General features: G+C 61.5%; 18 protein-coding genes. 6 read left to right on the forward strand and 12 right to left on the reverse strand.

The features are described from left to right. Window positions 1-4: 4 nt before the first annotated feature. Genes V6M90_RS08190 through V6M90_RS08200 form a run of 3 tightly spaced genes read right to left on the reverse strand, consistent with a single transcriptional unit; the run spans window position 5 to window position 2,647 of the window. Window positions 5-172 carry a DUF2474 domain-containing protein gene (locus tag V6M90_RS08190; protein WP_003176220.1) on the reverse strand — a complete coding sequence of 56 codons (168 nt, stop codon included), beginning with the start codon at window positions 170-172 and terminating at the stop codon, window positions 5-7. Between the two features lie 11 nt (window positions 173-183). Then, window positions 184-1,191: a cytochrome d ubiquinol oxidase subunit II gene (cydB, locus tag V6M90_RS08195; RefSeq protein ID WP_003176221.1), complete on the reverse strand. Its 1,008-nt coding sequence runs from the start codon at window positions 1,189-1,191 to the stop codon at window positions 184-186. 1 nt (window position 1,192) lies between these two features. Further along, complete coding sequence (locus V6M90_RS08200) at window positions 1,193-2,647, reverse strand: cytochrome ubiquinol oxidase subunit I (RefSeq protein ID WP_003176222.1); 1,455 nt, start codon at window positions 2,645-2,647, stop codon at window positions 1,193-1,195. A gap of 319 nt (window positions 2,648-2,966) precedes the next feature. Here V6M90_RS08200 and V6M90_RS08205 point away from each other — a divergent pair, with 319 nt between their 5' ends. Then, window positions 2,967-4,205 carry an MFS transporter gene (locus tag V6M90_RS08205; RefSeq protein WP_003176223.1) on the forward strand — a complete coding sequence of 413 codons (1,239 nt, stop codon included), beginning with the start codon at window positions 2,967-2,969 and terminating at the stop codon, window positions 4,203-4,205. A gap of 81 nt (window positions 4,206-4,286) precedes the next feature. Here the strand turns inward: V6M90_RS08205 and V6M90_RS08210 are convergent, their stop codons facing one another. The 4 genes from V6M90_RS08210 to V6M90_RS08225 form a co-directional block, all read right to left on the reverse strand. Continuing rightward, on the reverse strand, window positions 4,287-6,470 hold the full coding sequence (locus V6M90_RS08210; RefSeq protein WP_332846307.1) for a xanthine dehydrogenase family protein molybdopterin-binding subunit: 2,184 nt from the start codon (window positions 6,468-6,470) through the stop codon (window positions 4,287-4,289). After that, on the reverse strand, window positions 6,467-7,456 hold the full coding sequence (locus V6M90_RS08215) for an FAD binding domain-containing protein (RefSeq protein WP_305427909.1): 990 nt from the start codon (window positions 7,454-7,456) through the stop codon (window positions 6,467-6,469). The genes V6M90_RS08210 and V6M90_RS08215 overlap by 4 nt, the downstream gene beginning before the upstream one ends. Beyond that, window positions 7,453-7,959, reverse strand: coding sequence for a (2Fe-2S)-binding protein (locus tag V6M90_RS08220; protein ID WP_141063457.1), 507 nt, complete (start codon window positions 7,957-7,959; stop codon window positions 7,453-7,455). Before V6M90_RS08220 ends, V6M90_RS08215 begins: the two co-directional genes overlap by 4 nt. A gap of 96 nt (window positions 7,960-8,055) precedes the next feature. Then, window positions 8,056-8,502 (reverse strand): DUF4879 domain-containing protein, encoded by a 447-nt coding sequence (locus tag V6M90_RS08225; protein ID WP_042945955.1) that lies wholly within the window; start codon window positions 8,500-8,502, stop codon window positions 8,056-8,058. Between the two features lie 188 nt (window positions 8,503-8,690). On the opposite strand from V6M90_RS08225, the gene V6M90_RS08230 reads away from it, so the two are divergent. Together V6M90_RS08230 and trmA are read left to right on the forward strand one after the other, a co-directional pair. Continuing rightward, window positions 8,691-9,986, forward strand: coding sequence for an NCS2 family permease (locus V6M90_RS08230; RefSeq protein WP_003176229.1), 1,296 nt, complete (start codon window positions 8,691-8,693; stop codon window positions 9,984-9,986). Then, entirely contained in the window at window positions 9,983-11,062 is a 1,080-nt protein-coding gene (gene trmA, locus V6M90_RS08235) for a tRNA (uridine(54)-C5)-methyltransferase TrmA (RefSeq protein WP_332846308.1), read from the forward strand. The genes V6M90_RS08230 and trmA overlap by 4 nt, the downstream gene beginning before the upstream one ends. 158 nt (window positions 11,063-11,220) lie before the next feature. Here the strand turns inward: trmA and V6M90_RS08240 are convergent, their stop codons facing one another. Both V6M90_RS08240 and V6M90_RS08245 read right to left on the reverse strand, forming a co-directional pair. Beyond that, entirely contained in the window at window positions 11,221-11,685 is a 465-nt protein-coding gene (locus V6M90_RS08240; protein ID WP_332846309.1) for a DUF2442 domain-containing protein, read from the reverse strand. Then, window positions 11,682-12,110 (reverse strand): DUF4160 domain-containing protein, encoded by a 429-nt coding sequence (locus tag V6M90_RS08245; protein ID WP_332846310.1) that lies wholly within the window; start codon window positions 12,108-12,110, stop codon window positions 11,682-11,684. Before V6M90_RS08245 ends, V6M90_RS08240 begins: the two co-directional genes overlap by 4 nt. Before the next feature lie 267 nt (window positions 12,111-12,377). On the opposite strand from V6M90_RS08245, the gene aroQ reads away from it, so the two are divergent. Together aroQ and V6M90_RS08255 are read left to right on the forward strand one after the other, a co-directional pair. Further along, window positions 12,378-12,827 carry a type II 3-dehydroquinate dehydratase gene (aroQ, locus tag V6M90_RS08250; protein WP_003176232.1) on the forward strand — a complete coding sequence of 150 codons (450 nt, stop codon included), beginning with the start codon at window positions 12,378-12,380 and terminating at the stop codon, window positions 12,825-12,827. Beyond that, window positions 12,824-13,672, forward strand: coding sequence for a shikimate dehydrogenase (locus tag V6M90_RS08255; protein WP_003176233.1), 849 nt, complete (start codon window positions 12,824-12,826; stop codon window positions 13,670-13,672). Before aroQ ends, V6M90_RS08255 begins: the two co-directional genes overlap by 4 nt. Before the next feature lie 85 nt (window positions 13,673-13,757). Here the strand turns inward: V6M90_RS08255 and V6M90_RS08260 are convergent, their stop codons facing one another. Then, the gene (locus tag V6M90_RS08260; protein WP_003176234.1) at window positions 13,758-14,423 is read right to left on the reverse strand and encodes a TetR/AcrR family transcriptional regulator; all 666 of its coding nucleotides are present in this window, start codon (window positions 14,421-14,423) and stop codon (window positions 13,758-13,760) included. 76 nt (window positions 14,424-14,499) lie between these two features. Beyond that, window positions 14,500-16,401 (reverse strand): 3-dehydroshikimate dehydratase QuiC, encoded by a 1,902-nt coding sequence (gene quiC / locus V6M90_RS08265; protein WP_332846311.1) that lies wholly within the window; start codon window positions 16,399-16,401, stop codon window positions 14,500-14,502. Window positions 16,402-16,624: 223 nt separating this feature from the next. Between quiC and V6M90_RS08270 the strand changes: the two genes are divergently transcribed. Further along, a complete protein-coding gene (locus tag V6M90_RS08270; RefSeq protein ID WP_078734767.1) occupies window positions 16,625-17,959 on the forward strand; it encodes an MFS transporter in 1,335 nt (444 codons plus the stop codon). A 1-nt stretch (window position 17,960) separates the two neighbouring features. On the opposite strand, the gene V6M90_RS08275 is transcribed toward V6M90_RS08270, so the two are convergent. After that, window positions 17,961-18,839 carry a DMT family transporter gene (locus V6M90_RS08275; protein ID WP_003176238.1) on the reverse strand — a complete coding sequence of 293 codons (879 nt, stop codon included), beginning with the start codon at window positions 18,837-18,839 and terminating at the stop codon, window positions 17,961-17,963.

The following is an 18,839-nucleotide window of genomic DNA, read 5'->3' on the forward strand; positions in this document are numbered from 1 at the left end:
GATGTCAGTGAGTGGTCAGGCCGGCCGCATTCATGAACATGCGCATCAGGCTGGCCACCACAAACAGGGCCAGCACACTGCCGGTCCAGATCATCGCCAGCCACCCCAGACGCCGCCACAGCGGCTGTTTCTCGGCCTGTTCAATCTCCTGCAACGTCGGTTTGCCGGACATGGGACGACCTCCTAGTGATAACCGTCTTCGTGGGTGACCTTGCCGCGGAATACGTAGTAACTCCAGAAGGTGTAGCCCAGGATGAACGGGATGATGAACAAGGTGCCCACCAGCATGAAGCCCTGGCTTTGCGGCGGTGCGGCCGCGTCCCAGATCGATACCGAGGGCGGAATGATGTTCGGCCACAGGCTGATGCCCAAGCCGCTGTAGCCGAGGAAGATCAGCACCAGCGTCAGCAGAAACGGCGTGTAGTGCGCATTACGCGCCACCGCGCGGATCAACCCATACATGGTGACCAATACCAGGACCGGCACCGGCAGGAACCAGAACAGGTTTGGCAGGGTGAACCAGCGCCCGGCGATTTCCGCGTGCGTCAGCGGCGTCCAGATACTGACGATACCAATCACCGCCAACACCACGAACGCCAACGGCCGCGCCAGGTTGTGCATCTGTTCCTGCAACTTGCCTTCGGTCTTCATGATCAGCCAGGTGCAGCCTAGCAAGGCATAAGCCACGATCAGCGCCACGCCACAGAACATCGTGAACGGTGTCAACCAATCCAGCGAGCCACCGGCAAACTGGCGGTTCACCACCGGAATCCCATCGATGAATGCTCCCAACGCCACGCCCTGAAAGAACGTCGCCGCCAGCGAACCGCCGATGAACGCCTTATCCCACAGGTGCCGCTTGTGGTCCTTGGCCTTGAAGCGGAACTCGAACGCCACGCCCCGGAAGATCAACCCGATCAACATCAGGATCAACGGCAGGTACAACGCCGACAACACCACCGAATAGGCCAGCGGGAACGCGCCGAACAACCCCGCGCCTCCCAGTACCAGCCAGGTTTCGTTGCCGTCCCACACGGGCGCCACGGTGTTCATCATCACGTCACGGTCGGTCTTGCCCTTCACGAACGGAAACAGGATGCCGATCCCTAAGTCGAAGCCGTCCATGACCACGTACATCATAATCCCGAAAATGATGATCACAGCCCAGATCAGCGGAAGATCAATACCCATCTCAATGCCCCTTGTGCTGGATGTCGTCGTGCTGTTGGGATGACGAGTCGTTGTCGGTGCCATCATCGGCAGCGGACAAAGGACGGGCCGGCGTACGTTTCTGGCCAGGGCCACCGTGGGTCGGCTCGGTGACTTCATACGTCACAGGACCTTTGCGCACCAGGCGCATCATGTAGCCCAACCCGGCGCCGAACAGCGCGAAGTACACCACCACGAACAACACCAGGGTGATCGTCATCTGCGCCAGGCTATGCCCCGAGGACGCATCCGCCGTGCGCATCAACCCGTAGACCACCCACGGCTGACGGCCGATTTCGGTGGTAAACCAACCGGCAAGAATTGCGATCAGGCCGGAGGGGCCCATCCACAGCGCCAGGTACAGGAACGGTTTGGACGTGTACATCCTGCCGCCCCGCCGCAGCCACAAACTGAACAGCCCGGTGAAGATCATCAAAAAGCCCAGGCCGACCATGACCCGGAACGACCAGAACACCACGGTCGAATTCGGGCGATCCTCAGGCGGGAACTCCTTGAGTGCCGGCACCTGTTTGTCCAGGGAGTGGGTCAGGATCAGGCTGCCCAGGTAGGGGATTTCCACCGCATATTTGGTTTTTTCAGCCTTCATATCCGGCCAGCCGAACAGAATCAGCGGGGTGGGTTCATTGCCTTTATTTTCCCAGTGACCTTCAATCGCGGCGATTTTCGCCGGCTGATGCTCAAGGGTGTTGAGGCCGTGGAAGTCACCGATCACCGCCTGGATAGGCGCCACGATCAGCGCCATCCACATCGCCATCGAGAGCATTTTGCGGATCGCCGGGTTGTCCTTGCCGCGCAGCAAGTGCCAGGCCGCCGACGAACCGACGAAGAACGCCGTGGCCACGAAGGCGGCCGTGGCCATGTGCGCCAGGCGATAGGGGAACGACGGGTTGAAAACGACGGCGAACCAGTCGGTCGGGATCACGCGGCCATCGACGATCTCAAAGCCCTGCGGGGTCTGCATCCAGCTATTGGACGAGAGGATCCAGAAGGTCGAGATCAACGTCCCCACGGCCACCATCACGGTGGAGAAGAAGTGCAGGTTGCGCCCCACCTTGTTCCAGCCGAACAGCATCACACCAAGGAAACCGGCTTCGAGGAAGAAGGCCGTGAGCACTTCATACGTCAGAAGCGGCCCGGTGACGGCGCCGGCAAAGTCCGAGAAGCGACTCCAGTTGGTGCCGAACTGGTAGGCCATGACCAGGCCGGAGACCACGCCCATGCCGAAGTTGACGGCAAATATCTTCGACCAGAAATGGTAGAGGTCACGGTAGGTGTCGTTGCGGGTCTTGAGCCACAAGCCCTCCAGCACCGCGAGGTAACTGGCCAGGCCAATGGTGATCGCCGGGAACAGGATGTGGAACGAGATGGTGAACGCGAATTGAATTCGGGCGAGATCGAGCGCCTCCAAACCGAACATAAGTCTTCCTCTGTCAGGTAATACCGGCTGCTGGCGGGAGCCTGCACCCACTGCCCCCACGGATATGGAGTGTGGCGAATTTCAATTCGTTTCTTTTTTTAACCCACCACGCAGGGATTCTGGCCTTACGGCCGCCCGATCAAGCCCCATGCAGGCCTTGATCTGGATCAAGCATTGCTGAAAGAGTAGTCCCATTTTGTGTGTCCAGTTATGTGGTCTTTTGCCGCGTGACAGCTTGCCTCAGTGCTGTTCTTGCAACTAATTGTTACAGCATGATGCTAATCTCGCCCTTCCCTCCGGCCGTTGACTTGAATTCCCGATGCCTAGTGAACCCGCGTTGCTGTTGCGTCACCATCGCCCTTTCATCGCGTTCTGGCTGGCGCGGATCTTCACCGCCAGCGGCTTCCAGATGCTCACCGTGGCCATCGGCTGGAACCTCTACCAGTTGACCGGCAATGTGCTGGACCTGGGGTTGGTCGGCCTGGTGGAGTTCGTGCCGCGCGTACTGTTCATGCTGCACACCGGGCATGTGGCCGACCGCTATGAGCGACGCAAAGTCGCCGCCATCTGCCAGACCGTGCAGGCATGTATCGCCCTGTCATTGGCCATTGGCGGCCTGACCGGCAACGTCACCCGCGAGATGATCTTTATCCTCGCCTTCCTGCTCGGCGCCGCCCGCTCCTTCGAAATGCCCACCACCCAGGCGCTGCTGCCCAGCATCGTGCCCAGCGCGCTGTTCCCGCGGGCCGTGGCTTCGTCGCAATCGGCCCAGCAACTGGCGACCATCGTCGCCCCGGCGCTGGGCGGTCTGCTGTATGCGTTCGGCAGCGTCTGGGTATATGGCCCCACGGTGGTGCTGTACCTCATCGCCTGCGGGCTGACCCTCAACCTGCCCGCCCGCCAGACCCCGCTGAACAAAGGCAAGGCCACCCTGGATTCGCTGCTGGCCGGCATTCGCTTTATCCGCAGCCGCCCGGACATTCTCGGCGCGATTTCCCTCGACCTGTTCGCCGTGCTGCTGGGTGGCGCCACCGCGCTGCTGCCGGTGTTTGCCAAGGACATCCTGCTGACCGGCGCCTGGGGCCTGGGGCTGTTGCGCTCGGCGCCGGCGGTGGGCGCGTTGTTGATGTCACTGTGGCTGGCACGGTTTTCGGTCGACCGCCAGGTGGGCCGCGTGATGTTCACCGCCGTCGGCGTGTTCGGCGTGGCGACGATTGCCTTCGGCCTGTCCACCTCGTTCTGGTTTTCCCTGGCGGTGCTGGTGGTGCTGGGCGCGGCGGACATGATCAGCATGGTCATCCGCGCGTCCTTCGTGCAGTTGGAGACGCCGGATGAAATGCGCGGACGGGTCAGTGCGGTCAACGGCCTGTTTATCGGCGCGTCCAACCAGTTGGGTGAGTTCGAATCCGGGATTACCGCCCACTGGTTCGGCACCGTGCCCGCGGTAGTCATGGGCGGGATTGGCACGCTGGTGGTGACCGGGGTGTGGATCAAACTGTTCCCGACGTTGGCGAATCGGGATCGGATGCATGTGCCGGTGGAAGAAGCGAAAGTCTGAGCGTCACCACGGGACCTTATTTTGGTAAAAGGCCCATGTGGGAGGGGGCTTGCTCCCTCCCACATGGGTTATGCGGTGTTTTCAGAGCACTTTGTCCAACGTGATCGGAAACTCCCGCACCCGCTTGCCGGTGGCATGGTAAATCGCATTCGCCACTGCCGCCGCTACCCCGACAATCCCGATCTCCCCCACGCCCTTGGACCCCAGGGCATTGACGATCTCGTCGTGTTCATCGACAAACACCACGTCAACGTCGCCGATATCGGCATTCACCGGGATGTGGTATTCGGCCAGGCTGTGGTTCATGTAGCGCCCCAATCGGTGGTCGATCTGGGTCTCTTCATGCAGCGCCATGCCGATGCCCCACACCACGCCGCCAAGGATCTGGCTGCGCGCCATCTTCGGATTGACCACCCGCCCGGCGGCAATCGCGCTGACGACTCGGCTGACCTTGATGGTGCCCAGGTCTTCGTCCACCCGCACTTCGACGAATACCGCCGAGTGGGTGGCGGTGGCATAGCCCTCGCGCTTCTTGTCCGGCGCGCTGTCGACCTGCACCTGCAGCGCCTCTTCGCCGCTGTCCTTGACCAGTTGCGCCAACGTCACACTCACGTCCCCCGCGTGCAAGTGGCCGTCTTCAAAGCGCACAGACTCGGCAGCCTTGAAGACCGGGTAAGTCTGCCGGGCGATGGTCAGCAGTTTGGCGGTCAGCGCTTGGCAGGCTTGCTGAACGGCGGTGCCGACGGAGGACACGGTAAACGAGCCGCCCTGCAGCGGCGCCGTGGGCAAGGAGGAATCACCGAGCACAAAACGTACATCTGACATCGCCACGCCACTGGCCTGCGCCGCAATCTGGGTCATCACCGTGTAGGTGCCGGTGCCGATATCCGTGGTGGCACTGCTGACGGTGAGTTTGCCCTGCGCATCGATGCTCGCCTTGGCGCTGGCTTTCATCTGCATCGCTTCCCAGACGCCGCCGGCCATGCCCCAGCCGATCAACTGGCGGCCGTCGCGCATGCTGCGCGGCTCTGGGTTGCGCTGCTTCCAGCCGAACCGTTCGGCACCCTCGCTGTAGCACTCGCGCAAGGCTTTGCTCGACCAGGGTTTGTCTTCGTTGCCATTGCGTTCGGCATAGTTGATCAGGCGCAGTTGCACCGGGTCGATGGCCAGGGCGCAGGCCAGTTCATCCATGGCACATTCCAGGCCGATCAACCCCAGGGCGGCGCCGGGCGCGCGCATGTCCAATGGCGTGAACACATCCAGCGGCACCAGCTTGTAGGTCATCTGCACGTTGTCGCAGTGATAGAGCATGCCGCTCCACTCCACCACGTGTTCGCTGAAGTCTTCGAAACGCGAGGTCTGGCCAATTGCCGTATGCCCAAGCGCCAGCAATCGACCGTTGGCGGCCGCGCCCAGTTGCAGGCGTTGCAAGGTGCGCGGGCGGTAGCCGAAGGTGAACATCTGCTGGCGCGTGAGGGTGACGCGCACCGAGCGCTTGAGTGCCAGCGACGCCATCACCGCCAGCGGCAGTTGGTATTGCGGGCGCAGGCCCGAGCCGAACGCACCGCCGACAAATGCGGCAAAAATGCGCACCTGGCTTTTATCCAGGCCGAAGACCTTTTGCACATAGGCCTGGCAGTTCTGCGGCCCCTGGGTTTTGTCATGGATATGCAACGTGCCATCCGGCTGATACAGCACGGTGCTGGCGTGGGGTTCCATGGGGTTGTGGTGTTCGATGGGAGTGCTGTAGTGCAGATCGAGGCTGATGGCCGCGCCGGACCATTCGGCCTGGAAGTTGCCACGCGGCGCGGGGGGCGTCTGCGGTGAGGGATGGGCTTGTTCCTGCTGGGTGAGCAGGTCCGTCTCGAAGGCTTCCTGCTCGAACTCGATCTCGATCAAGGAGCCCGCATGCCGTGCCAGCTCCAGGTTATCAGCGATCACCAGGGCCAACGGCTGCCCGCTGTAGAGCACGCGGTCGTTGTAAAGCGGGCGAAACGGCGAGCCATCGGCGGCATCGGCGTCGGCAAAGGCATCGTCATAGCTGGCGATTTGCGGCCGGTTGAGGTGATGGATGACGTCCACCACACCCGGCAGCGCCAGGGCTTTGGAGGCATCGATGCGGGTTACCCGACCTTTGGCAATGGTGCTGGAGACCACGCTGCCATGCAGCAGGCCGTCTTCGGGGAATTCCCCGGCATAACGCGCCTGCCCCGTGACCTTGAGCAGACCGTCGACACGGTCCAGGGGTTTGCCGATGGCACTCATGGCTGTTCTCCTGCGACGGCGGCGTCGCTCAAGGCGCGAATGATTGCGCGGCGCGCCAGCTTGATCTTGAAGCCGTTGTGTTCCAGCGGCTCGGCGTCTTGCAACAGCGCGTCGGCAGCGTTGCTGAACGTCTCGCGACTGACGGCCTGGCCGATCAACGCGGCCTCCACTGCACGGTCACGCCAGGGTTTATGGGCCACGCCGCCCAGAGCCAGGCGCGCGTCAATGATCACCTCGCCGTCCAGCTCAAGGGCCGCGGCGACGGAGACCAAGGCAAAGGCGTAAGAGGCACGATCACGGATCTTGAGGTAATGGCTATGCCGGGCCAGCGAATCGGCGGGCAGCTCAACGGCAATGATCAGTTCGTCGTCGGCCAATTGGTTGTCGCGTTGCGGTGCGTCGCCGGGCAAGCGGTGGAAGTCGGCGAACTCGATCACCCGTGCGCCAGCTCGGCCTTCGACATGCACCCGCGCCTCCAGCGCCGCCAGGGCCACGCACATGTCCGACGGGTGCGTGGCCACACACTGCTCGCTGGCGCCGAGGATCGCATGGATGCGGTTCAGACCGCTGCGCGCCGGGCAGCCGCTGCCGGGCTCGCGCTTGTTGCAGGGCACCGTGGCGTCATAAAAGTAATAGCAGCGCGTACGCTGCAGCAGGTTGCCGCCGGTACTGGCCATATTGCGCAATTGCGGCGAGGCCCCGGCCAGGATGGCTTGGGACAACAGCGGATAACGCTGCTCGATCAAGGGGTGCCAGGCCAGGTCCGCATTGCTCACCAACGCGCCGATGCGCAGGCCGCCGTCGGCGGTTTCCTGGATGTCATGCAGCGCCAAGCCGGTGATGTCGATCAGGTGGTCGGGGCGGCTGATGTTTTCTTTCATCAGGTCCAGCAGGTTGGTGCCGCCGGCGATGAAGCGCGAAGCGGCGCTGCTCAGGCGCACGGCCTCCTGCACATTCACCGGTTTGCTGTATTGGAAGGGATTCATCGCTCACCTCCCAGGGCATCTTCAATGGCATCGCGGATATTGCTATAGGCGCCGCAACGGCACAGGTTGCCGCTCATCAATTCCTGGATTTGCGCCGTGTCGTGGGCGCGGCCTTCATTGGCCAGGCCGACGGCGGAGCAGATCTGGCCGGGGGTGCAATAGCCGCATTGGAAGGCGTCATGCTTGATAAAGGCTTGCTGCATCGGGTGCAGTTGGTCGCCGTTGGCCAGGCCTTCGATGGTGGTCAACTCGGCGCCGTCGCACATCACTGCCAGGGTCAGGCAGGCGTTGATGCGTTTGCCATCGCGCAATACGGTGCAGGCGCCGCATTGGCCGTGGTCGCAGCCCTTTTTGCTGCCGACCAGGTCGAGTCGTTCGCGCAGCAGGTCGAGCAAGGTGGTCCAGGGCAACACGTCCAGCTGGCGGTCCTGGCCATTGAGAGTCAAGCGTATCGAGTGGGCGACAAACGGTTGGGCCGCCGCGCCATTGGGGGTCTCGCTCATAAACACCTCACGGGTTGGTGTGCATCCGCGGCGTTCAGGGAAATCGCCGTCTCAGGGCTACGACTTCCCGGGGTTTTGAGCGTTCAAGCTGATTGATCAGCGGATATTGAGCAGGGTCTTGAGGGTATTTCGCGGCGGGTTGATCGACGAGTTGCTGTATTCGAACCAGCCCTGGGCCTCGACATTCAAGTCAAATACATAGATGTAGCCCATCAAGGTGCCCACGCCGTTGCAGGCCTGGCTGACGTTGCCGACCTGGCACACCGGTGTGCGCTGGCCGTTGAGTACCGCGCCATTGAAGAGGCCTACCGGGTTGTTGCCCAGGCCCACCTCCATCACCGACACTTTGGTGGGCCCTCGGTGCGTGCACATCTGGGTTGTGCTGGTGCGTTCCGGGATAGTTTCCGTGCAACCGGCCGACTCGACCTTGAACACACGCACCTCGCTCAAGGCCGGTGCAGTCGCGCCCCACACCGGTGCTGCGCCCAGCCACAGGCCAAGACAAGGGATCAGGGCTAGACTCCACGCGTTGGCTTTTTTCATGCTGTCGATGACCCGCTGTTGAACGTCGGCGCAGTATGCCTCAAGCCCATGCGCCACACAGCCTCGGCTGCTGGTATGATGCGCCGCTTTTTCCGATCCTCTCTGAAACCACAGGCGCTTGGCGCAGTTTGTGCTTTGACTTAGAGGTCAACAAATCACGACGCAAAATAGCGTCACAGGGAGCAGGCATGCTGGAAAAGCTGTTTCAACTCAAGGCACACAACACCAACGTGCGCACCGAGATCCTCGCGGGCATCACGACATTCCTGGCCATGGCCTACATCCTGTTCGTGAACCCGAGCATCCTCGGCGAAACCGGCATGGACAAGGGCGCGGTGTTCGTCGCGACCTGCCTGGCGGCGGCCATCGGTTCGACCGTAATGGGCCTGATCGCCAACTACCCGATTGCGCTCGCGCCGGGCATGGGTCTCAACGCCTTCTTTACCTACACCGTGGTGTTGCACATGGGCCACACCTGGCAGGTGGCGCTGGGTGCGGTATTCATTTCGGCGGTGCTGTTCTTCCTGCTGTCGATCTTCCGTATCCGTGAGTGGATCATCAACGCCATCCCCCTGCCCCTGCGTTCGGCGATTGCGGCCGGTATCGGCCTGTTCCTGGCACTGATCGCGCTGCACAACGCACAGATCGTCGTCAGCAACCCGGCCACCATGGTTGGTCTGGGCGACCTGACAAAAGCTGCCCCCATCCTTGCCACCCTCGGTTTCGTGTTGATCGTCGCACTCGAAGCCCTGGCCGTGCGCGGTGCGGTGCTGATCGGCATTCTCGCGGTCACCATTGCCTCCATCGTATTGGGCGTCACTCCGTTCGGCGGCGTGACCTCGATGCCGCCCTCTCTGGCCCCGACCTTCCTGCAACTGGATATCAAGGGCGCGCTGGACATCGGCCTGGTCAGCGTGATCTTCGCTTTCCTGTTCGTCGACCTGTTCGACAACTCCGGCACCCTGATCGGCGTTGCCAAGCGCGCCGGCCTGATGGGCAAGGACGGTCATATGCCGAAAATGGGCCGCGCGCTGATCGCCGACAGCACCGCCGCCATGGCCGGCTCCCTGCTGGGCACCTCGACCACCACCAGCTACATCGAGTCCGCTGCCGGGGTGAGCGCCGGTGGGCGTACCGGTCTGACGGCCATCGTGGTTGCGATCCTGTTCCTGCTGGCCTTGTTCTTCTCGCCACTGGCGGCCAGCGTGCCGGCCTTCGCTACCGCGCCGGCGCTGCTGTTCGTGGCCGTGCTGATGACTCAGGGCCTGGCCGAAATCGACTGGGATGACATTACTGTGGCAGCGCCGGTGGTGATCACCGCCCTGGCGATGCCCTTCACTTACTCCATCGCCAATGGCATCGCCTTCGGTTTCATCGCCTGGACCGCCATCAAGCTGCTTTCGGGCCGCTACCGTGAGCTGAACCCGGCGCTGGTGATTCTGTCGATTCTGTTCGTGATCAAGCTGGGCTGGTTCAACGCATGACTTTTGACGCCGCACGCTACACCGCTCAACTGCAAGACAAGGTCACGCGCCTGCGTGACCTGCTGGCACCGTTCGACGCGCCCGAGCCGCAGGTATTCGATTCGCCGCTGCAGCACTTTCGCCTGCGGGCGGAGTTCCGCCTGTGGCGCGAAGCCGGTGAGCGCCACTACGCGATGTTTTCCCAGGACGACAAGCGCACGCCGATCCTGATCGAAGAGTTCCCCATCGCCAGCCAGCGCATCAACCAATTGATGCCGCAGCTCAAGGCCGCCTGGCAAGCCAGCGCCGCCCTGAGCCACAAGCTGTTCCAGGTGGAGTTCCTCACCACCCTGGCCGGCGATGCAATGATCACGCTGTGCTATCACCGCCCGCTGGATGAGCATTGGCACACGGCGGCGAGCAAGCTCGCGGCCGACCTGAACGTGAGCATCATCGGCCGCTCCAAGGGCAAGCGCGACGTGATCGGCCACGACTACGTGGTGGAAAAACTCGAGGTCGGCGGGCGCACCTTCAGCTACCGCCAACCCGAAGGCGCGTTCACCCAGCCCAACGGCACGGTGAACCAGAAGATGCTCAACTGGGCATACGAAGCTTTGGGCGATCGCCCGGATGACCTGCTGGAGCTGTACTGCGGCAACGGCAACTTCACCCTGCCGTTGGCGACCCGCGTGCGCAACGTGCTGGCCACCGAAATCAGCAAGACCTCGGTCAACGCCGCCTTGAGCAACCTCGATGAAAACGCGGTGGATAACGTCACCCTGGTGCGCCTCTCCGCCGAAGAACTCACCGAAGCGCTGAATGAAGTGCGCCCGTTCCGCCGTTTGCACGGCATCGACCTGAAAAGCTACGAATTCGGCAGCGTCTTCGTCGACCCGCCCCGCGCCGGCATGGACCCGGACACCTGCGAACTGACCCGACGCTTCGACAACATCCTGTACATCTCCTGCAACCCGGAAACCTTGGCGGCGAACATTGCGCAATTGCATGACACGCACCGGATCACCCAGTGTGCGATGTTTGACCAGTTCCCGTGGACGCACCATATGGAATCCGGAGTGTTGCTGACTCGTCGGTAAGCCCCCAAAGCACACCGCAGCTGAAAATGTGGGATCGGGCTTGCTGTGGTGAGCAGGCTTGTCCTGCGCCGGGCTGCGAAGCAGCCCCATTGGATTCTCAGTTAACCCGCCGTGGGACAAGCCCCTCCCGACAGCAAGCCCGCTGCAACATTGGATCTTCATGTATCCGGTGAATCGGTAGTTTCCGGCACTTCCTTGCGTGGCCGGCCGCCCTTCTTGCCGTTGGCGCGGGCGGCAGCGGATTTGGCGGCGCTGCTTTTGCGACCATTACGCGACGCTACCAGGCTGGTGGCCAGGTCCATCAAGGGCTGGCTGGTGGCGATCAAGCCCGTAATCGAAACATCCAGGTCCCGCGCCTCACAGCACAGCGCCTTGCCGCCAAAACCGACCTCCAACTGCTGGAAATCCTGCAAGGAAAACCCTTCGAATTCCGGTAGACCGGCCACAGGCAAAAGGATGCGGCTGCCGTCGCTGAAACCGATGGAAAGGCAGTCGTGCTCATAGCGCACGTCACTGGCGTTGGCATACAAACGCTTCAGCTTGCGACCACGGGCGATTGCCTTGTCGATGTCGGCCTCAGTGATCGGTACAGTGGGTACAACCTTGGCTTTTACGATTTTCATAAATTAATCCCCACGCAACCTGGTGCCCTTACCAGATTCAAAATTGTCCGTTGCTCTACGGCGTCGTGCCTGGCGTTTGCGATGACATAGACACCTCGTCGAATGACCAACCCTGGAACCAACTCACCCGCGTCCCAATCCCAGGAATGATTCTCCAGGCAAACGGTTTGCAGTTTTTCCCACCAGATCCTGCGTGCCCGCGCCAAATAGTGCCGCTGCATGATCGCCTCCCGTATACCCTCAAGAACCGCTGTTGACGGCCGTCTCCGTTCAGGGTCCACATCCCACAACTCCACCTGCCCATCCAGAAAACTGAAACGAAACCGCGCATCCCATCCCTTACCCCGTACATGCACATGAGGCGGGCAATGCTCGTCCCTGAGAAACACCGAAATCACATAGCCCTTGTAATCCCCTACTCTCATCGTAACCCATCCGTTAGGTTATTTTCCGCCAGGTAACAATTTTTCCGCATCACCCGACAACCGGCTCCTGCTCGCGAAGCTGTCTCAAAGATTAGTAACGAGGAACAAGGCGTCGAATGCCGGGTTGTAACGACGCATGAAGGAAGAGTTGGCTGCGCTGCTTTCTAACGTTCGGTAATCGAACACATCCGCCGCGACCGATTGACCAAATTAACCATTCAGTACATTTTATCGCCACAACGAACAAAAACTGTGGAGATACACCTGATGCCGCCTATCGTGCTGGTGCTCAACGGCCCCAATCTCAACCTGCTCGGCACCCGCGAGCCTGCCACCTATGGCCATGAAACCCTGGCCGACATCGCCGCCCTGTGTGGCCGCAGCGCTGAAAAACTCGGGCTGAAGATCGAGTTTCGCCAGACCAACCACGAAGGCGAACTGCTGGACTGGATCCACGGTGCCCGTGCGCGTTGCGCCGGCATCGTGATCAACCCGGCGGCCTGGACCCACACCTCGGTGGCGATTCGTGATGCGCTGGTGGCCAGTGAAGTGCCAGTGATCGAAGTCCACTTATCCAATGTGCATGCACGCGAAGCGTTTCGTCATCACTCGTTTGTATCGCCTATCGCCAAGGCGGTGCTCGCAGGCTTTGGCAGCCATGGCTACCACCTGGCCCTGGAGCATTTCAGCCAGTTGCTCAAGGGGTCGGCTCGATGAAACCGCGCATCCTCGCCGGCCTGATCGGCGCCGGCATCCAGGCTTCCCGCACCCCAGCCCTGCATGAACAGGAAGGCGATGCCCAGGGCCTGCGTTACCTGTATCGCCTGATCGACCTTGAACCGCTGCACCTGGACATCAACGCCCTGCCTGACCTGCTGCGCGCCGCCGAGCAGATGAACTTCACCGGCTTGAACATTACCTACCCGTGCAAGCAGGCGATCCTGCCGTTGCTCGATGAATTGTCCGACGAGGCCCGGGGCATCGGCGCGGTGAATACCGTGGTACTCAAGGATGGCAAACGCATCGGCCACAACACCGATTGCCTGGGCTTTGCCGAAGGGTTCCGGCGCAACTTGAATGATGTGCCGCGCCAGCGCGTGGTGCAGATGGGCGCCGGTGGTGCGGGCGCGGCGGTGGCCCATGCGCTGCTGGCCGAAGGTGTAGAGCAGTTGAACATTTTCGATGTGGACGCAGCCCGCGCCCGCGAGCTTGTGGATAACCTGGCGCAGCGTTTCGGCACCGGCCGTGCCCAGGTCGGCAGCCACCTGGAAAACGCCATGGCCGAGGCGGATGGCCTGGTCAACACCACGCCGATGGGCATGGCCAAGCTGCCCGGCACGCCGGTGCCGGCTGAGCTGTTGCGGGCCGAACTATGGGTCGCGGAAATCGTGTATTTCCCGCTGGAAACCGAACTGCTGCGCAACGCCCGCGCCCTGGGTTGCCGCACGCTGGATGGTGGCAACATGGCGGTGTTTCAGGCGGTGAAGGCGTTTGAGTTGTTCAGTGGCGAGATAGCGGATGCGCAGCGGATGCTGGCGCACTTCAAGGGCATGAATACCTGACTGTAGAAACCAAATCCAAATGTGGGAGGGGGCTTGCTCCCTCCCACATTTTAAGCCCGTTTCCACATGAGGTTCTGCGGTGACTTCAGGCCTGCAGGTACCGCAACACCGACTCACAGATCATCTCGCGATGCCGCTGCTTAACCACCTCATCCGACAGCTCGATCTGAAAAATCTCACTGAACGTATGGCGGTTGGACACCCGGTAAAAGCTGAATGAGTTGATCAGCAAGTGCACGTCCAGCGGCTCCAACCCTTCCCGGAACAACCCCATTTGGGCACCCCGGCGCAAGGTCTCGCCCAGCCCTTCCAGGATCTTGCTGTTCATGGCCTTGATGGTGTCGGTGCGTTTGACGTATTCGGCGTTGTGGATATTTTCGATGCTGACGATGCGCACGAAATCCACGTTCTGGTCATGGTGATCAAAGGTGAATTCCACCAGCCGCCGAATCGCCTCACGCGGTTCCAGCGCGGTGAGGTTCATGCGCGTTTCGGTGTTGCGGATATCGCCGTAGAGTTTCTCCAGCACCTCGACGTACAACTGCTCCTTGCTGCCGAAGTAGTAATAGATCATGCGTTTGGAGGTGTGGATGCGCTCGGCGATGGCGTCGACGCGAGCGCCGGACAGGCCCTGCTGGACAAACTCCACAATGGCTTCCTGGAGGATGTTTTCGCGGGTCTTTTCCGGGTTGTTCTTACGACTCTTGCGCGGTGCGTCTGACACCGCGGGGAGTTCGGGACTCGAGGTCATGGTGCGCTCACGGCCATTGTATGCAGACGGTGATTATGGGCTGCGACGCGCGCTGAAGGAAGCGCTCGACTCGTCGTTATAAACGCGCCTGGCGCACCGCACCGCTGCGGGACTTGGCCATGGCCGCCAGGCGCACGGCGACGTTGGCCGCGCCGTAGCCGGCATAACCGTTCTTGCGCTGGATGATCTCGAAGAAAAACCGCCCTTCGAAGGGTTCGGTGTACACGTGAAACAACTCTCCACCCTGGGCGTCTCGGTCATACAGCACGTTGTAGTACGCCAGCTCGCTGAGAAACTCGTCGTCAAAGTCGAAGCGCGCCGCCAGGTCATCGTAGTAGTTGAGCGGGATATCCAGCAGTGGCACACCCGCCTCTTTGGCGCGGCGCACTTCGGCGAAAATATCCGCACAGTCGAAGGCAATGTGATGCACGCCCGAACCGCGATAGCTCGACAACGCGTGGGAAATCGCGGTGTTGCGGTTCTCGGAGATGTTCAACGGCAGGCGAATCGAGCTGCATCGGCTGCGCAATGCGCGGCTTTTCACCAGGCCATAAGGGTCGGGCAGCACCACTTCGTCATCGGCTTCGAAGTCCAGCAAACTCTTGTAGAACAGCACCCAGCTGTCGAGACTGTCGGCTGGCAAGGCCATGGCCATATGGTCGATGCGCAGCAGGCCGCCACCATCGGTCGCGGCCGGTTGCAGGTTGAAATCGGTGTCGTACAGCCCGCCCTCGCTGGGGTCCACCAGGTAAATCAGGCTGCCGTCCGGTGCACGCACGGCCGCCAGTTCCAGCTCGTTGGGCCCGACCAGGCCACGATAGGGCTGGCCCTTGTACGCCACCGCTCGTTCCAGCGCCTTGGCGCTGTCCTTGACCCGAATTGCCGTGGCGCACAACGACGGCCCATGGGCTTCGAAAAAGTTATGCGCAAAGGAGTAGGGCTCGCAGTTGAGGATCAGGTTGATATCGCCCTGGCGCAGCAGGCTCACGCTCTTGGAGCGGTGCTGCCCGGCCTTGACGAAGCCCAGGCGTTCCAGCCAGTTCGTCAGCTTGGCCCCGAGGTTTTCATCCACGGCAAATTCGAGGAACTCGATACCGTCGTATTCGCTGACAGGCGGCGTTTGGAACAGGATATCCAACGGCGCGGCCGGCTGTTCTTCGGCCAGGCGCTGGCGGGTTTTCTCTTCCAGGTACAGCAGCGAGCGCAGGCCATCGGCGGCGTTCGCGCGGGTCGGCGCGGCGCGGAAGCCATCGTTGAAGATCTCCAGGGACAATGGCCCGGTGTAACCGCTCTGGATGATTGGCGCGAGAAAGCCCGCCAAGTCAAATTCGCCCTGGCCGGGGAAACACCGGAAATGCCGGCTCCACTCCAGCACGTCCATGGCCAGGATCGGCGCGTCGGCCATCTGCACGAAAAAGATTTTGTCGCCGGGAATCTGGGCGATGCCACTTGGGTCGCCCTTGAGCGACAAGGAATGGAAGCTGTCGAGCAACACGCCGAGGCTGGGGTGATCGACCTGACGCACCAGGTTCCACACCTGCTGCCAGGTGTTCACGTGCCTGCCCCAGGCCAGCGCTTCATAGCCAATGCGCAAACCACGGCGGCCGGCGTGTTCGGCCAGCAGGCTGAGGTCATCCAGCAGAATACGTTCATCGCCTACCGAATCCGCAGAGGCATTGCTACACACCAGCACCAGGTCGGTGCCCAGTTCCTGCATCAGGTCGAACTTGCGCTCGGCGCGCTCCAGATTGCGCGCCAGGCGGTCGCGTCGGCAGCCTTCAAAGTCGCGGAACGGCTGGAACAAGGTGATGGCGATACCGAGATCGGCGCACATTTGTTTAACTTCGCGCGGGCTGCCGTCGTAATACAACAGGTCGTTCTCGAAGATCTCGACCCCATCAAACCCGGCGGCGGCAATAGCTTCGAGCTTCTCCGGCAGGGTGCCGCTCAAGGACACAGTGGCGATGGAACGTTGCATGGGCGACTCCCGGCAATGGTTATTTATGGCAAATTATTCGCCCCCAGCCTACACGCAGCAATTAAAATGTACGAACCGGTTAGTTTTTAGTGCGATTATCGAACACTATGCCCCTTTGGCGAATTGACGATTTTTTAGCCACTGCTCACCATCAATCCCGCATCACCGTGTAAGAAAAGACCCAGAACACACCATAAAAATTTCAAAAAACGGGTACAACCACATGCCTCTGCAAAACTCCGCCCTGGCCGCGCGCCCCGGCACCCCGCACGCCGGCATCGGCGACAAGATCCGCGGCGCCCTGGCCGTGGGTAAAACTCGCTGGGGCATGCTGGCCCTGGTGTTTTTCGCCACCACCCTCAACTACATCGACCGCGCCGCACTGGGCGTGATGCAGCCGATCCTCGCCAAAGAGATGAGCTGGACGGCGATGGACTACGCCAACATCAACTTCTGGTTCCAAGTGGGCTATGCGATCGGCTTTGTGCTGCAAGGCCGCTTGATTGACCGCGTCGGTGTCAAACGCGTGTTCTTCTGCGCGGTGCTGTTATGGAGCCTGGCCACCGGCGCCCACGGTCTGGCCACTTCGGCCGTCGGCTTTATGGTGTGCCGTTTTATCCTCGGGCTGACCGAAGCCGCCAACTACCCGGCCTGCGTCAAGACCACACGCCTGTGGTTCCCGGCCGGTGAGCGCGCGGTGGCCACCGGTATCTTCAACGCCGGTACCAACGTCGGCGCAATGATGACCCCGATGCTGCTGCCGTTGATCCTGCACGTGTGGGGCTGGCAGGCCGCGTTCCTGTGCATGGCATCGCTCGGCGCAATCTGGCTGGTGTTCTGGGGTTTGAAGTACTACAACCCCGAAGACCACCCGAGTGTTAAACAATCGGAACTGGACTACGTGCAACAGCACGTCGAGCCGGAACAACCGGGCGTGCCGTTCAGCCGCATCCTGCGCATGCGCGGCACCTGGGCGTTTGCCATCGCCTATGCGCTGACCGCGCCGGTATTCTGGTTCTACCTGTATTGGCTGCCGCCATTCCTGAACCAGCAATACAACCTGGGCATCAACGTGACCCAAATGGGCATCCCGCTGATCATCATCTACCTGACCGCCGACTTCGGCAGTGTGGGCGGCGGCATCCTGTCGTCATTCCTGATCGGCCGTGGGATGAACCCGATCAAGGCGCGACTGCTGTCGATGCTGCTGTTCGCCTGCTGCATCGTCGGGGTGATCATGGCGGCCGGTTCCAGCCAGCTGTGGGTCGCGGTGTTCGCCATCTCCCTGGCCATCGGCGCGCACCAGGCCTGGACGGCCAACATCTGGAGCCTGGTGATGGACTACACACCCAAGCACATGATGAGCACGGTGTTCGGCTTCGGCGGGATGTGCGCGGCCATCGGCGGCATGTTCATGACCCAGATCGTCGGCCACATTCTCACCGTGACCAACAACAACTACACCGTGTTGTTCACCCTGATCCCGGCGATGTACTTCATTGCGCTGACCTGGATGTACTTCATGGCGCCGCGCAAGATTCCTACGGTAGACGTGTAATTCAACGACGCCGCTGCTGCCAGGCAGCGGCCAAGCCGCTCATGCAGATCACCCCGATACCGACCACCGTGGTCATGTCGGGGGTATGACTGAATACCAGCCAGCCCAACAACCCCGCAAACACGATCTGGCAATAGCCGAACGGCGCCAGCAAGGCCGGCGCCGCGAAGCGGAATGCCTGGGTCAGCATCAAGTGCGCGGTCATCCCGCACGTGCCCAGCGCCAGCATCAACACGGCGTGCCACAGCGTCGGCACCTGCCAGAAGAACGGCACCATCGCGCTCATCACCAAGGTATTGCACAGCCCAGCGAAGAAGTTGCTGGTGGTGGGAGTGTCGTATTGGCTGAGGATGCGCGTGAGCAGTTGGTAAAAGCAGAAGAACATCGCCGAACACAACGGCAGCAGCACCGCCGGGGTGAACAGTTCGCCGCCGGGGTGGATGATCACCAGCACGCCGACAAAGCCGCAGATGACCGCCAGCCATTGGCCACGCGTGACATGCTCACCCAGCAGCGGCACCGAAAGGGCTGTCACCAGGATCGGCGCGAGGAAGTTCACCGCCGTGGCTTCCGCCAGGGGTATGTAATGCAGTGCGGTGGTGAAAAACAAACTGGTGCCGAGCAGGCACAACGCCCGCACCACCTGCATGCCGGGCCGTTTGCTGCGCAGCACGCGCAGGCCCGATTGCGGCAGGAAGATTCCGGCCATCAGCAAGGTATGCACTACATACCGCGCCCACACCACCATCACGATCGGGTAGAAGCCGGCCAGGTATTTGGACAAGGCGTCATGGCTGGAGAACAGGAACGTCGCCAGCACAATCAGCAGGATGCCTTTGAAGGGGTGATTGACGCCGGAAAGTGGGGTACTGACAGTCAT

The organism is Pseudomonas lactucae, from assembly GCF_036688725.1.
In the GTDB taxonomy this organism is placed as follows: domain Bacteria; phylum Pseudomonadota; class Gammaproteobacteria; order Pseudomonadales; family Pseudomonadaceae; genus Aquipseudomonas; species Aquipseudomonas lactucae.

What these genes read in the sequence shown, in the direction of transcription:
- V6M90_RS08260 (WP_003176234.1), bottom strand. Translation starts at nt 14,423, where the DNA reads ATGACCTCGAGTCCCGAACTCCCCGCGGTGTCAGACGCACCGCGCAAG.
- V6M90_RS08190 (WP_003176220.1), bottom strand. Translation starts at nt 172, where the DNA reads ATGTCCGGCAAACCGACGTTGCAGGAGATTGAACAGGCCGAGAAACAG.
- V6M90_RS08205 (WP_003176223.1), top strand. Translation starts at nt 2,967, where the DNA reads ATGCCTAGTGAACCCGCGTTGCTGTTGCGTCACCATCGCCCTTTCATC.
- cydB (WP_003176221.1), bottom strand. Translation starts at nt 1,191, where the DNA reads ATGGGTATTGATCTTCCGCTGATCTGGGCTGTGATCATCATTTTCGGG.
- aroQ (WP_003176232.1), top strand. Translation starts at nt 12,378, where the DNA reads ATGCCGCCTATCGTGCTGGTGCTCAACGGCCCCAATCTCAACCTGCTC.
- V6M90_RS08225 (WP_042945955.1), bottom strand. Translation starts at nt 8,502, where the DNA reads ATGAAAAAAGCCAACGCGTGGAGTCTAGCCCTGATCCCTTGTCTTGGC.
- quiC (WP_332846311.1), bottom strand. Translation starts at nt 16,401, where the DNA reads ATGCAACGTTCCATCGCCACTGTGTCCTTGAGCGGCACCCTGCCGGAG.
- V6M90_RS08275 (WP_003176238.1), bottom strand. Translation starts at nt 18,839, where the DNA reads ATGACTGTCAGTACCCCACTTTCCGGCGTCAATCACCCCTTCAAAGGC.
- V6M90_RS08210 (WP_332846307.1), bottom strand. Translation starts at nt 6,470, where the DNA reads ATGAGTGCCATCGGCAAACCCCTGGACCGTGTCGACGGTCTGCTCAAG.
- V6M90_RS08245 (WP_332846310.1), bottom strand. Translation starts at nt 12,110, where the DNA reads ATGAGAGTAGGGGATTACAAGGGCTATGTGATTTCGGTGTTTCTCAGG.
- trmA (WP_332846308.1), top strand. Translation starts at nt 9,983, where the DNA reads ATGACTTTTGACGCCGCACGCTACACCGCTCAACTGCAAGACAAGGTC.
- V6M90_RS08255 (WP_003176233.1), top strand. Translation starts at nt 12,824, where the DNA reads ATGAAACCGCGCATCCTCGCCGGCCTGATCGGCGCCGGCATCCAGGCT.
- V6M90_RS08220 (WP_141063457.1), bottom strand. Translation starts at nt 7,959, where the DNA reads ATGAGCGAGACCCCCAATGGCGCGGCGGCCCAACCGTTTGTCGCCCAC.
- V6M90_RS08240 (WP_332846309.1), bottom strand. Translation starts at nt 11,685, where the DNA reads ATGAAAATCGTAAAAGCCAAGGTTGTACCCACTGTACCGATCACTGAG.
- V6M90_RS08215 (WP_305427909.1), bottom strand. Translation starts at nt 7,456, where the DNA reads ATGAATCCCTTCCAATACAGCAAACCGGTGAATGTGCAGGAGGCCGTG.
- V6M90_RS08230 (WP_003176229.1), top strand. Translation starts at nt 8,691, where the DNA reads ATGCTGGAAAAGCTGTTTCAACTCAAGGCACACAACACCAACGTGCGC.
- V6M90_RS08270 (WP_078734767.1), top strand. Translation starts at nt 16,625, where the DNA reads ATGCCTCTGCAAAACTCCGCCCTGGCCGCGCGCCCCGGCACCCCGCAC.
- V6M90_RS08200 (WP_003176222.1), bottom strand. Translation starts at nt 2,647, where the DNA reads ATGTTCGGTTTGGAGGCGCTCGATCTCGCCCGAATTCAATTCGCGTTC.